Annotated in this window: 12 protein-coding genes; 1 reads left to right on the top strand and 11 read right to left on the bottom strand. The window is 68.0% G+C overall.

All coding sequences use genetic code 11. From position 1 onward, the window contains the following. Positions 1 to 73: 73 nt before the first annotated feature. From P8X75_04290 to P8X75_04260, 7 genes are all read right to left on the bottom strand, one after another. Positions 74 to 370: a hypothetical protein gene (locus P8X75_04290; protein ID MEJ1994421.1), complete on the bottom strand. Its 297-nt coding sequence runs from the start codon at positions 368 to 370 to the stop codon at positions 74 to 76. Further along, positions 367 to 1,824 carry a chlorophyllide a reductase subunit Z gene (gene bchZ / locus P8X75_04285; protein ID MEJ1994420.1) on the bottom strand — a complete coding sequence of 486 codons (1,458 nt, stop codon included), beginning with the start codon at positions 1,822 to 1,824 and terminating at the stop codon, positions 367 to 369. The genes P8X75_04290 and bchZ overlap by 4 nt, the downstream gene beginning before the upstream one ends. Continuing rightward, positions 1,818 to 3,461 (bottom strand): chlorophyllide a reductase subunit Y, encoded by a 1,644-nt coding sequence (gene bchY / locus P8X75_04280; GenBank protein MEJ1994419.1) that lies wholly within the window; start codon positions 3,459 to 3,461, stop codon positions 1,818 to 1,820. The genes bchZ and bchY overlap by 7 nt, the downstream gene beginning before the upstream one ends. A gap of 13 nt (positions 3,462 to 3,474) precedes the next feature. Next, on the bottom strand, positions 3,475 to 4,491 hold the full coding sequence (locus tag P8X75_04275) for a chlorophyllide a reductase iron protein subunit X (protein ID MEJ1994418.1): 1,017 nt from the start codon (positions 4,489 to 4,491) through the stop codon (positions 3,475 to 3,477). Further along, complete coding sequence (gene bchC / locus P8X75_04270) at positions 4,488 to 5,438, bottom strand: chlorophyll synthesis pathway protein BchC (GenBank protein ID MEJ1994417.1); 951 nt, start codon at positions 5,436 to 5,438, stop codon at positions 4,488 to 4,490. The genes P8X75_04275 and bchC overlap by 4 nt, the downstream gene beginning before the upstream one ends. A 124-nt stretch (positions 5,439 to 5,562) precedes the next feature. Beyond that, positions 5,563 to 6,690: a methyltransferase gene (locus P8X75_04265; GenBank protein ID MEJ1994416.1), complete on the bottom strand. Its 1,128-nt coding sequence runs from the start codon at positions 6,688 to 6,690 to the stop codon at positions 5,563 to 5,565. A 47-nt stretch (positions 6,691 to 6,737) separates the two neighbouring features. Then, positions 6,738 to 7,610: a polyprenyl synthetase family protein gene (locus P8X75_04260; protein MEJ1994415.1), complete on the bottom strand. Its 873-nt coding sequence runs from the start codon at positions 7,608 to 7,610 to the stop codon at positions 6,738 to 6,740. Positions 7,611 to 7,747: 137 nt separating this feature from the next. Between P8X75_04260 and P8X75_04255 the strand changes: the two genes are divergently transcribed. Continuing rightward, the gene (locus tag P8X75_04255; GenBank protein ID MEJ1994414.1) at positions 7,748 to 8,704 is read left to right on the top strand and encodes a carotenoid 1,2-hydratase; all 957 of its coding nucleotides are present in this window, start codon (positions 7,748 to 7,750) and stop codon (positions 8,702 to 8,704) included. 6 nt (positions 8,705 to 8,710) lie between these two features. On the opposite strand, the gene P8X75_04250 is transcribed toward P8X75_04255, so the two are convergent. From P8X75_04250 to P8X75_04235, 4 genes are read right to left on the bottom strand one after another with little or no spacing between them, the layout of a single operon-like run. Further along, positions 8,711 to 8,872: a hypothetical protein gene (locus P8X75_04250; protein MEJ1994413.1), complete on the bottom strand. Its 162-nt coding sequence runs from the start codon at positions 8,870 to 8,872 to the stop codon at positions 8,711 to 8,713. A 17-nt stretch (positions 8,873 to 8,889) separates the two neighbouring features. Beyond that, positions 8,890 to 9,378, bottom strand: a complete 489-nt coding sequence (locus P8X75_04245; protein ID MEJ1994412.1) for a tryptophan-rich sensory protein — start codon at positions 9,376 to 9,378, stop codon at positions 8,890 to 8,892. Positions 9,379 to 9,419: 41 nt separating this feature from the next. Then, complete coding sequence (locus tag P8X75_04240) at positions 9,420 to 10,529, bottom strand: phytoene/squalene synthase family protein (GenBank protein ID MEJ1994411.1); 1,110 nt, start codon at positions 10,527 to 10,529, stop codon at positions 9,420 to 9,422. After that, positions 10,529 to 11,482: an alpha/beta fold hydrolase gene (locus tag P8X75_04235; protein ID MEJ1994410.1), complete on the bottom strand. Its 954-nt coding sequence runs from the start codon at positions 11,480 to 11,482 to the stop codon at positions 10,529 to 10,531. Before P8X75_04235 ends, P8X75_04240 begins: the two co-directional genes overlap by 1 nt. Positions 11,483 to 11,484: the final 2 nt, after the last annotated feature.

Below are 11,484 nucleotides of genomic sequence, written 5' to 3'. Positions count from 1 at the left end.
GACCCCCTCCGCGGCCGCGGCCGCTTCGGGAGCTGGGTCGCCCGGACCATCCGGGCGGTTCTGGTCATGACCGTCAGGCCATGAAAATGTACGGAACCGTCTGGTCCGCTGCGACGCGTGCGTCGGCGAACACGGAACGGCCGTTCTGTCCGAATTCCGATGGGCGCCAGGCGCGCGGCAAGAACCGCGCGAAGGCGCTCACGAAGAGGAAGATGCAAAACACGAAGAACCAGACCCGCTTGTAGGAGCTGCGCTCCTCCTTGCGGACCCGCGCCATCTCGGCGCCGTAGCTCATGTCTGCGTTCATCTGATCCCTCCCAGATGGTTGCCCGGTCGCGCCGAGGAACGGGTGAGCACCGATACCGCTCATGCCAAGACCTCCTCGGTGACCTTGCCGCCGGCGGACTCCAGGTCCCCCAGATCGACTTCGTGGCGTCCGGCCGCCTTGGCCGAACGTTCCGCCGCGTCGCGCAGGCGCTTGGCGGCGGAGATGCGCACCAGGACGGGAAAGCCCTCGATGCGCTCTTCCAGTGCAACCGTCGCCTTCGCGCTCCAGGGCATGGAGCGGCGCGGGCGCGCGGGCGTGGTCTCGACCTGATCAAGGGTCGTGCCCAGCGGCAGGATGTGGAACAGCGCGTCGAAGAGGGCGTTGCAGACCTCCTGGACGATGTAGGTGGCGCCGGCGTAGCCCATGAAGGGCGTGCCGGTGTGGCGGCGAATGACCGTGCCGGGGAAGGAGGCGGGGATGTAGACGCCCCGCGCGCCGATCTCGGCCATGTACATGCGCTCGTTGTAGCTGCCGAAGAGCACCAGGGGCGGCTTGCTATGGACCGCCTCGCGCACCGCGTCGTTGTCGGTCTTCTTGCCGGCCGAGCGGACGAAGGCGAAGCTGCAGGGCAGCCCCAGATCGCTCTCCAGGAAGTTCCTGACCCCCCGGGTATAGGTCTCGTGCGCCACGATCCCGAAGTTCGCCGTGGCGAAAAAGTCCTGCGTGACCGAGCGCCAGAGATCCCAGATCGGCTTGATCGTGGTGTGCTTCTCGTTCTCGATGAAGGGTTCCGGGTCCAGACCCAGCAGTTCGCCCAGCGTGCGCAGGAACCTGGTCGTGCTCTCCAGGCCGATCGGCGCTTGCAGGTAGGGCTTCTCCAGGGTCTCGCAGAGCGCCCGCCCGAACTCCCGGTAGAGGCAGACGTTGACCTCGGCGTCCACCAGACGGCGGATTTCCTGAACGTCGCAGCCCAGCGGGAAGACCAGGTTGACCTCCGCGCCGATGCCTTCGATCAGCCGGCGGATCTCCGCCAGGTCGGAGGGCATGTTGAAGGTGCCGTACATGGGGCCGATGATGTTGACCTTGGGCTTGTCGCCATCCTTGCGGGCCTTGGCCTTGGGCAGCTTGCCGTTCTTCGCCCCGAACTCCTTCCAGAGCCAGGAAAGCGCGCGGTCGGCGCTCTGCCACTGGTCCTCGTCGATGGTGCGCGGCAGGAAACGCTTGATGCCGGTTCCCTCCGGCGTCACGCCGCCGCCGATCATCTCGGCGATGGAACCGGTGACCACCACGCTCGGCTGATCCGGGTCCAGCGCTGCGTGCGCCCGCTTCATGGCGCCCTCGGTACCGGTCTGGCTGAGTTCTTCCTCGCCCAGGCCGGTGACCACGATCGGCAGTTCGTGCGGCGGCAGGGCGTCGGTGTAGTGCAGGACAGAGGTGACCGGCAGGTTCTCGCAGCCCACCGGGCCGTCGATGATGACCTGCAGGCCCTTCACCCCGGTGAAGGCGTATACGGCACCCCAGTAGCCGCCCGCGCGATCGTGATCCTGGATCAACATCCGACGGCATCCTTCAAGGTATCGGGGGCCTTGGCCTTGCCCGCGGGCTTCGCGGAGGGGGCCGCCTTCTTGCGGGGCTCGGGCTTCTTCTCCCAGACGCCGGCCGTGTCGCCGGTGCCCACGCCCTCGAAGAAGGCCTTCATGCTGTCGAAGCGCGCCTGATTGCCGATGGCCGCATTCACCACCTGGGTGAGCGAGGCGGCACCGGCGGGCCCCATCAAGGGCCGCGCGGAGATGAGGTTGGTGAAGTAGAGCCCCGGAATGGCGTTCTGCTTGGCCTTCTGAACCACCGGCGTGGTGCCGATGGCGAGGTCGGGCTTGAACTCCTCCATGGCCGCCAGGTCCTCTTCGAGCGAGGCGCGGAAGTTGACCGTGACGCCCTTGGCCTCTAGCCACTCCCGGTCGTCCGCCGAGAAGGGCGTACGCGGACAGGCCGTACCGACATAGCGTACGTCCAGGCCCGATTCGACCAGCAGGCGGGCGACGATCAATTCGGAACCCTCGTAGCCGGAAAGCGTGATGCGGCCCTTGCTGGCGGCGCCCGCCAGGGCGGCCTTAATCGCGGGCAGGGCGGCATTCTTCGCCTGGGCGATCCGCTTGGCGGAAATGCCGCTGGCCTCACCGATCTTCTGCAGCCAGGCCTCCGTGCCCTCGACACCGACCGGGGCCGAACCCACGACCTTGCGTCCGGCGCCCTCGAACTCGCGGAAACTGGCGGTGTAGAAGGGATGGATGCCGGCGACGGCGGCGCAGTCCAGCGCAGCATAGAGCTCGCGCCATTCGCGGGTCGGCACCACCGGCCCGGCGGCCAGTCCCATGGGGGCCAGCAGCGCCGATATCGTGACCGGGTCGGCGGGGAATATCTCGCCCACCAGGGTGACGGTCGGCAGCTCCGCCGCGCCGCCTTCCGGCGCCTGGACGGGACCGGCTTCGGCCTCGCTGCGGGCGTACTTCAGCATGGCGGCGGCCAGGACGTCCTTGGCCTCGGCATGGGTCGGCACGCCGAAACCCGGCACGTCGATCCCGACGATGCGTACGCCGTTGATCTCCTTGGGCAGCATCTGGAGCGGCACGCCCGAGGCGGTCGGCACGCAGAGGTTCGTCACCACCACGGCGTCGTAACGCTCCGGATCGGCGATCTTCTCGACCGCCTCGCGGATGTCCTCGTAGAGCTTGCCGGTGACCAGGGTCTCAGAGTTGAAGGGCACGTAGCCGACCGAGCGGCGCGCGCCATAGAAGTGCGAGGTGAAGGTGAGCCCGTAGACGCAGCAGGCCGAGCCCGAAAGCACGGTCGCCGTGCGCCGCATGCGCAGGCCGACGCGCAAGGACCCGAAGGCCGGGCACATGGACTGCGGCTTGTCGTGCGGGCCGAGCGGGTAGTCCTCGGCGAACTGTTCGAGCAGTTCGCTGTTGCCGGCCTCGGCCGCCGCCTTGCGAAGGGTCTCCTTGCCGGCATGGCAGCCGACGTCGCCTTCCTTGGCCTGCGGAGCCGCCTGGGCCTCGGCTGGGGCCGAGCCGCCCGTGTCCTCGGCAGCGTTGTCCAGCGCGACCTCGCCCGAGGAGTCATAGACCACCTCGTTGCCCTCTTCCGGGCCGGCGAGCGCGTCAGGGCGCGGGTTGCTGCTGCGTTCGGTCATCAAATACCGCCAATCAGACTTCGTCGTAGATCACTTCGAGGGACGGACGCTCCACGGACTTGGAGCCGCACATGTCCTGAGCCGTCGCCGGGATGAGTTCGACACCCGCCCCGACGTCGTCGCCGTCGAACAGCGCCAGCAGACCGTCGTGGTCGAGCGGTGCGGGCTGCAAGGGCGGGGCCTCCGCCACGTTGCTCGCCAGGTCCTCGAACATGGAGGCCCAGCGTCCGCCCGGCTTGCCGATGATCTCGTAATTTGCGCTCTTCTTGCGGATCTCGTCGTGCGCCGGGATCGCGGCCAGCACCGGAATTTCGACCGCCTTTGCGAAGGCCGCGGCCTCGCCGGTGCCGTCATCCTTGTTGATCACCATACCGGCCACGCCGACGTTGCCGCCCAGCTTGCGGAAGTACTCCACCGCCGAGCAGACGTTGTTCGCCACGTAGAGGGATTGCAGGTCGTTCGAGCCGACGACGATGACCTTCTGGCACATGTCGCGGGCGATCGGCAGGCCGAAGCCGCCGCAGACCACATCGCCCAGGAAATCGAGCAGCACGTAGTCGAAGTCCCAGTCGTGGAAGCCCAGCTTTTCCAGAAGCTCGAAGCCGTGGATGATGCCGCGCCCACCGCAGCCGCGGCCCACTTCCGGGCCGCCCAGCTCCATGGCGTAGACGCCGTCGCGCTTGAAGCAGACGTCGCCGATCTCGACCTCTTCACCGGCCAGCTTCTTCTTGGTCGAGGTCTCGATGATGGTCGGGCAGGAGCGGCCGTAGAACAGCAGGGAAGTGGTGTCGCTCTTGGGATCGCAACCGATCAGCAGCACCTTCTTGCCCTGCTGGGCCATCATGTAAGAGAGGTTCGCCAGGGTGAAGGACTTGCCGATCCCGCCCTTGCCGTAGATGGCGATGACCTGGGTTTCCTTGGTCACCTCGCCGCCCACGGCGGGATCGGAGTCGATCTTGGCCTCTTCGACGAGCTGGGAAAGGCCGCTCCAGGCCCCGCCGCCATTCGCGTTCGTGCCTGAGTCGGTCATGTGATGGACCTCCAGTCCAGAGTCATTTTGAGGCAATCACGGTCCTCGGCAGCGGCGCGGTAGGCCTCTTCGGCATCGGATGCGTCGCTGAAGTGAGAAATCAAACCCGTGAGAGAAAGGGCGCCGGAGGCGACGAGCGCACCCACGGCCTCCAGGTCCTTCGGCTTCCACTCCGCGGCGATGCGCAGGCGCGCCTCGCGCATGAAGGCGGCGGGAAAGGCGAAGGAAAGCGAATGGGCGTAGAAACCGGCCAGCACCACTTCGCCGCCATAACCCAGGCGCTGAATGATCTGGTCGAGCACCGCGGGATCGCCGCTGGCGTCCATGATGCGGGTGTAGTCGCGACGGTCGTCGTCCTGGGGATCGATCACCTGGTAACCCTCGGCGCCGTCACGGCGCTTGGCGTTGGTCTCCCAGACCAGCGGGCTGCCGCCCTCGGCGACGGCGATGCGCGCCAGGAGACGGCCCAGGACGCCGTGCCCCACGATCAGGTCGGGCAGGACCGGTCCGTCGGAGGTCTGCGGATCGCGCAGTGCATGGCGCGCGGTCGCGGCCAGCGCCATCAGCACCGCCTCCGAGCCTGCGTCCGCCTGCAGCTTCAAGGCGCGCGCGCCGTGGGTGACCAGGCGCTTGGCCTGCCCGCCGAAGAGGCTGCGCGCATCGGTAAAACAGCGTGCGCCCGGCACGAAAACCTTGTCGCCGGGCTCCAGGCCGGACTTCTCGCCCGCCTGTAGAACCTCGCCGACAGCTTCGTATCCGGGAATCAGGGGGTAACCCATGCCGGGGAAGGCAGGCATGGTGCCCGACCACAGCAGCCTTTCCGTGCCGCCGCTGATGCCACTCCAGGCAACATCGACGAGGATATCGGTCTCTTCGGCGCCGGTGAGTTCAACGGTGCTTAGGGACAGGCGCTTGGGCGCTTCTATGACGACTGCGTTGGTCCGCATTGAGTTATCTACTCCCACGGATGTCAGTCTAACTTGACTGCATAGAGTGTCAAGCAGAGTTAACACTCGCTAATGTAATCTGATGTGGACATTGGCCCGCCGGAGCAGCGCCCGCCCCACCCGATCAAGGGCGTGCGACCAGCAGTTGGACCAGCTCCGGCATGGCCGTCGCCGGGGACTCGAACCGGGTGAAGCCCGCCTCGCGCAGAAGCGACTCGATCTCCGCGCGGCGGCGCGGGCGTCCGGTCCCCATGGCCAGCAGGTAGAAGTTGAAGTAGGCGGCGCTCACCGCCTCCGTCCCGCCGACGTCGCTCATGGGCTCGGCGACCAGCAAGCGGCCATCGTCCGGCAGCGCGGCGCGCACTTTCTTCAGGAGCGCGCGCACCACCTCGTCGTCATGGTCGTGCAGGATCCGGACCAGAGAGATGACATCGGCGCCCTCGGGCAGCGAATCGCTCATGAAGCTGCCGCCGAAGGTCTTCGAGCGATCGGCAAAGCCGGCTTCGCGCAAGGCCTCTTCGCCCCAGGCGGCAACCGGGGGCAGGTCGAAGAGCCAGAGCTCCAGGCCGGGAAAGCGCTTTCCCGCCGCCGTCAGGAAGGCCCCTTTTCCGCCGCCCACATCGAGCAGACGGCGATGCCCAGAGAGCGGATAGGCGCTCAGCACCTGATCGGCGATGAAGCCTTGGCTGGCGGCCATGAGTTGGCTGTAGTCGGCCAGTCTCTCGGGCGGAAGGGCCGCCGGATCCTCAGTACGCGCATAGGGCCAGAAGTCGCCCAGGCGGGTCTCCGCCTCCTTGCGTTCACCGCGCAGCAGGCCGACCGGGTCGCTGAGATCGCTGTAGAGCATGGCGTGGTGGGCGACCATCTCCTTGATCCCCTGGTTGCCCAGCAGCGCCGCGCCCAGTTCGCCCAAGCCGTAACGCCCGCCACGCCTATGCGCGGCCAGGTCCAGGGCCACCGCCGACTCCAGCAGGCGCTGCGTCGCGTCCGGCCCCAGGTCGAGGCTCTTCTCCAGGTCTTCCAGGGTCATGGGGCCTTCGGCCAGCTTTTCCAGCAGGCCGAGACGCACCGCCGCTGAAACCACCTGGCTGTAGATGAAACCGGCGCAGAGGTTGAAGAGCGCGCGCGCGCGGCGCCTGGCGATGAAGCGGGTAAAGGGGTTCGCCGCCGCCCGGCGCTGAAAGTCCGGGTCGGTCAGCAGCCGGTCGCGCCAGCGGTAAAAGCCGTCAGGCAAGGTCGGGAACTTGGGCATCTTCTTGTCAGGCCCGGCGCGCCGGATTCGGGCGCGCGCCGCGCCGATCAGGCCGCGCGCACGGCGGCGTTCTTGGGCACCAGGCGCTTGGCCTCGTTCATCACCAGGGCGCGGAGCATCTCGGCTCCCCGGCAGTCCGGCACCGAATCCGCTGCGGCGCGGACATGGGCTTCCAACTGCCCGATCGCGCCTTGAAGCCCGGCCTGATTGACCGCGTTGGGCCGGCCGTTGGCGGCGTCCTGCCCGCAGGGTTTGCCGGTGTCGTCTTCCTCTCCGGCGACCGCGTCCAGGATGTCGTCGGCGATCTGATAGGCCTCGCCCAGTTGCGCGCCCAGGGCCACCCAGGGGCCCGGGTCCCGCCCCGCGGCGACCGCGCCGCAGGTGGTGGCCGCAATGAAGAGCGAACCTGTTTTCGCCCGGTGATAGCTGGAGAGGTCGATCTCCTCCTCACTCTCCCAGGCTTGGCCTGCCGCGATGCCGCCCGGCATGCCGACCGCGCGGCCCACCGCCAGCATCAGCAGCGGCAGACGCTCGCCCGCGTCGCTCGCCGCTCTGGCCAGGGTCTCGAAAGCCAGTACGATAAGGGCATCGCCAGCCAGCACGGCCAGCGGCTCGCTGAAGAGCTTATGGACCGTCGGCTTGCCGCGCCGCAGATCCGCGGCGTCGAAACAAGGAAGGTCGTCGTGAACCAGGGAGGCGCAGTGCAGCAGTTCGATGGCCGCGCCCGCCGCGTCGGAAACCGCCGGCCGGTCGTCGCCGCAGGCCGCCGCGATGGCGAGGCAGAGGCGTGGGCGCACACGCGCCCCGCCGGGAAAGACCGAGTAACGCATGGCCTCGGCCAGCTTGGGCGGCGCACCCGGCCCCGCGGCCTTGTTCAGGGCCCCGTCCAAGGCTCGGTCGATTCGCTGCACAATGTCCATATCCGGCCTCGCATACTGCGGTTGCTGTCACTTGTCGAAGACAGCACTATGTGTCAACTACTATAGACATGACCATGGCCGGCGCGCAACAAAACCGTTGCGCCCCGGCCCCGGACCGGGAGAGTGGATGGGGCGTCATGGCGGATGATCCGGCTCTGGAGGATTTGGGTTTCGCGCGGCCCGTGCCGCCCGGCGGCTATGCCTGGTGGTACCTAGACGCCATCAGCGACGACGGGCGCGAGGCGCTCTCCCTCATCGCCTTCGTCGGCAGCGTCTTTTCGCCCTACTACGCCTGGAGCGGACGGCGCGACGCCGAGGCGCACTGCGCCGTCAATCTGGCGCTCTACAGCCCGCGCTCGGCCCGCTGGACCATGACCGAGCGGGGCAGCGCCGCGCTCAACCGCGAGCCCCGGCGCTTTGCGCTGGGCCCCAGCAGCCTCACCTGGGACGGCTCGGCGCTGACTGCGGATATAGACGAACTGGCCTTTCCGCGCATGACGCCTGTGCGCGGCAAACTCCGGGTCGTTCCCGAGGCGCTCTACGAGCAGCGCTTCACCATCGACCGCGCAGGAAAGCACGGCTGGTGGCCCATCGCCCCGCGCGTCCGGATCGAGGCGCATTTCGAGAAGCCCGCGCTCACCTGGCAGGGCTGGGGTTACATGGACTGCAACTGGGGCTCCCTGATGCTGGAGCAAAGCTTCAGCCGGTGGGACTGGTCGCGCGGGGCCGGGGCCGGCCGCGACTATGTGCTCTACGACACCTGGGAACTTGGGGACGGAGACGGGAGCGGAGCCACCCGTTCGCTCGCGCTCGCCTTCGACCGCAAAGGGGGGATAGAGCCCTTTGAGCCGCCGCCGGAAGCGCCGCTGCCCGCGACCCTCTGGCGGGTGCCGAGACGCACCCGTTCTGAAGACCCGGCGCGCACGCGTGTCCGCCGTACCTTGCTGGACGCGCCCTTCTACGCCCGCTCCGAGCTGGAGTCGGTCTTGGGGGGCGAGGCCGTGCATGGCACGCACGAGAGCCTGGCGCTGACGCGCTTTGCCAATCCCTTGGTGAAGCTGATGCTGCCCTTCCGGATGCCCCGGCGGGCTTGAGGAGCTTCAGGTCTCTTCGCTGTTCTGGGCTCCGGTCCGGGCCGCGGCCTTCTTCGCCTCACGCTCCCGCTCCAGACGGTTCATCTCGCGGATCTGCTGGATGCCGAAGAAGAGGCAGAGGCCCAGCACCAGAGAGATTTCAAAGAAGATGATCCAGCCCGAGGACATGGCCGCACCCGCCGCGTTCAGGCCGCGCGAAGCGGCTTGGAGCCGTTGCGCCGCCAAATCGAGTAGTTGAGCAGGCCCGCAAAGCTGACCCAGGCCAGATAGGGCACCAGCAACCAGCCGGCGGCTGCGTCAATCGGGAAGAAGACCAGGATGTTGGCCAGGATGGAACACCAGAGCAGCAGCAGCTCGGCGAAGGCCAGGTCGGGCCGCCGCAGGCCGAAGAAGACGCCCGACCAGGCGGCGTTGAGCAGGAGCTGAACGCCGTAGACGCAGAAGGCCAGAACGGCGCCGCTGAAGCCGACCTCCAGCCAGACAAACCAGCCGGAGACCGCGATCATGGCGTAGAGCACGGACCAGGCTGGCCCGAACAGCCAGTTGGGCGGCCGCCAGTCCGGCTTGTCCAGTTCCTCGTACCACTGACCGGGCCGGAACACCGCGCCGCTCATGGCGACGAGGGTGCAAGCGCCGATAAAGCCGAAGAGAGCTAGGTAGCTGGTCAAATCCATGAGGTATCACCTAGGGCGCGTGCCCGGAAAAGGGAAGTGCCTTACTCGCCGGCGGGCTGCTCGCCCGCCTGATAGGCGCCGGCCTTGAGGCGGGAGCGGTCGCGCTGTTCCAGGCGGCTCAGCAGGTCGACCACGCGCTCGGCCTTGGCGTCCACGTCCCACCAGGCCTCCCGCCAGAGGTTGGGCGGCAGCTCGGGCGCCTGTTCGACCGCCTCGATCAGATAGCGGCCTTCCACCAGCGCCTCGCCGCCCCAGCCGTCGGAGACCGAGAGGCTGTGACCCAGGGAGCGCACGATCAGTCCGAGCTTGCGCCGGTCGGTGACGATCGCCCGCTGCTCCAGGCTGTTGAGCCCAAGCCCGCTCAGGACCGCGCCGATCTCGGCATAGATGCGCCGCGCGGCGTGGATGCCGGGGCGGCAGAGCACGGGCAGCGCCGCGATGCCGGGCAGCGCCAGCTCGTAGAGCGCTTCCGCCTCGTCCAGCAGGCGTTCGACCATCGCCTTGATGCGCGCGTCGAAGACCGGCTCGGCGAGCCAGGCCTCGTGATCCATTCCGGCTTCCTCGAACCAGTCCAGGGGCAGATAGAGACGCCCGTTGCGCGCATCCTCGCCGACATCGCGGGCGATGTTGGTCATTTGCATGGCCACACCCAGGTCGATGGCGCGGGCCAGGACGTCCGGCGCGCGGCGCCCCATGATGACGCACATCATCGCGCCGACCGCGCCCGCGACCCTGACGCCATAGGCGCGCAGGTCCGAGAGAGTCTGGAAGCGCCGTCCCTCGGCGTCCCACTCCAATCCTTCGAGCAGAGCCTCGGGCAGCGCGCGCGGCAGCAGGTGGTTGGCGACCAGCACGGAAAAGCTCCGCTCCACCGGCGTGTCGTCGGGCGTCCCGGCGTAGGCCCGCGCCAGACGGGCGCGTAGCTCCTTCACGGCCAGGCGTCCGCCGCCTTCCTGATCCACGGCGTCGTCGGAAAGACGGCAAAAGGCATAGAGCACGATCGAGGGATCGCGCACCGAGGCCGGCAGCAGCAAAGAGGCGGCGTGGAAGGAACGGGACCCCTTGCGGATGATCTCCCGGCAGACCGCGAGGTCGCCTCGGTCGAGCGGCAGAGGGGCGTTGCGCGGGGATGACGGGCTCTCTGTCAACATCACGTTACACTAGTCTCGTTGGCCGAAGCGCGGCAAGAGCCTTGGCCCGTGCCTTGCGCAAGCTCCTGGGCAAAGCCCGCGATAAGGTCGGCCACCGCCTCCGGCGCTTCCTCGTGCGCCAAGTGGCCGAGGCCAGGGAGATGGGCCACCCGCGCCGCCTTGGCGCTGGCGGCGACCGTGTCGGCCTGTTCGGGAGCGATCGCCTTGTCGTTGTCGCCCACGATCAAAAGCAGCGGGGTTTCGAGCTTCTTGAGCGAGGCCCTCAGCCCTTCCAGGTTCCAATGCGCCATCATGGCGAGCGCGGCGGAGACGTGGCGATGCTCGCGCAGCAGCCGGATGTAGAGGTCCAATCCCTCCTCGTCGATCTTGGAGCCGGAAGCCTCCAGCAGCCGCTTGACCCGCCGCCGGTCGCCCGCGCTCCAGGCATAGAGCCGGGGCACGAAGGGGTTGAGGAAAAGCATCTTGGCGAGTGCCGGAAAGAGCCGCCCCGCCGACCCGTGGAAGGGCAGCAGCGCGCCGTTAACGCTCACCAGACCCTCGGTCTTGAAGCCCTGCTTCAGCACCATCTCGATGGCGATGGCCGCGCCCGCCGAATGGCCGACGGTCAGCCGGGGCCGGTAATCCAGATGCTCGGTAAAGCGAAAGAGCGCGTTGGCCATGTTGTCCAGGCTGGGCCGGAAGTGGCTCTGGCGCAGCGTGAAGCCCTGCCCCGGCAGGTCCGGCATCAAGACCTCGAAGTCCTTCGAGAGGATCGAGGCCAGCTTGCGCCAGGAATGGGTGGAGGCCGCGGTGCCGTGGATCAGCAGCAGTTTGGGCCCCTGCCCCAGGCGCTGATAGTGCCAGCGGATGCCATCGAGGTTGAGGAAGTGGCTGAATTCCCGGTTTGGCCAGTCCGCGGGCAACTCCGCCATGCGGCGGCGCTGACGCCGTTCCTGGCTGGCGTCGGCGGCCATGA

The sequence above is a fragment of the Limibacillus sp. genome (genome assembly GCA_037379885.1).
Taxonomy (GTDB): Bacteria; Pseudomonadota; Alphaproteobacteria; order Kiloniellales; family CECT-8803; genus JARRJC01.
The sequence above is the reverse complement of the archived record's forward strand: the minus strand, read 5'-3'. Positions and strand labels throughout refer to the sequence as shown.

Excerpts from the sequence above, each read along its gene's own strand:
- P8X75_04290 (MEJ1994421.1), bottom strand. The coding sequence starts at position 370 with ATGAGCGGTATCGGTGCTCACCCGTTCCTCGGCGCGACCGGGCAACCA.
- bchC (MEJ1994417.1), bottom strand. The coding sequence starts at position 5,438 with ATGCGGACCAACGCAGTCGTCATAGAAGCGCCCAAGCGCCTGTCCCTA.
- P8X75_04260 (MEJ1994415.1), bottom strand. The coding sequence starts at position 7,610 with ATGGACATTGTGCAGCGAATCGACCGAGCCTTGGACGGGGCCCTGAAC.
- P8X75_04250 (MEJ1994413.1), bottom strand. The coding sequence starts at position 8,872 with ATGTCCTCGGGCTGGATCATCTTCTTTGAAATCTCTCTGGTGCTGGGC.
- bchZ (MEJ1994420.1), bottom strand. The coding sequence starts at position 1,824 with ATGTTGATCCAGGATCACGATCGCGCGGGCGGCTACTGGGGTGCCGTA.
- P8X75_04240 (MEJ1994411.1), bottom strand. The coding sequence starts at position 10,529 with ATGTTGACAGAGAGCCCGTCATCCCCGCGCAACGCCCCTCTGCCGCTC.
- P8X75_04235 (MEJ1994410.1), bottom strand. The coding sequence starts at position 11,482 with ATGGCCGCCGACGCCAGCCAGGAACGGCGTCAGCGCCGCCGCATGGCG.
- P8X75_04245 (MEJ1994412.1), bottom strand. The coding sequence starts at position 9,378 with ATGGATTTGACCAGCTACCTAGCTCTCTTCGGCTTTATCGGCGCTTGC.
- P8X75_04255 (MEJ1994414.1), top strand. The coding sequence starts at position 7,748 with ATGGCGGATGATCCGGCTCTGGAGGATTTGGGTTTCGCGCGGCCCGTG.
- P8X75_04275 (MEJ1994418.1), bottom strand. The coding sequence starts at position 4,491 with ATGACCGACTCAGGCACGAACGCGAATGGCGGCGGGGCCTGGAGCGGC.
- bchY (MEJ1994419.1), bottom strand. The coding sequence starts at position 3,461 with ATGACCGAACGCAGCAGCAACCCGCGCCCTGACGCGCTCGCCGGCCCG.
- P8X75_04265 (MEJ1994416.1), bottom strand. The coding sequence starts at position 6,690 with ATGCCCAAGTTCCCGACCTTGCCTGACGGCTTTTACCGCTGGCGCGAC.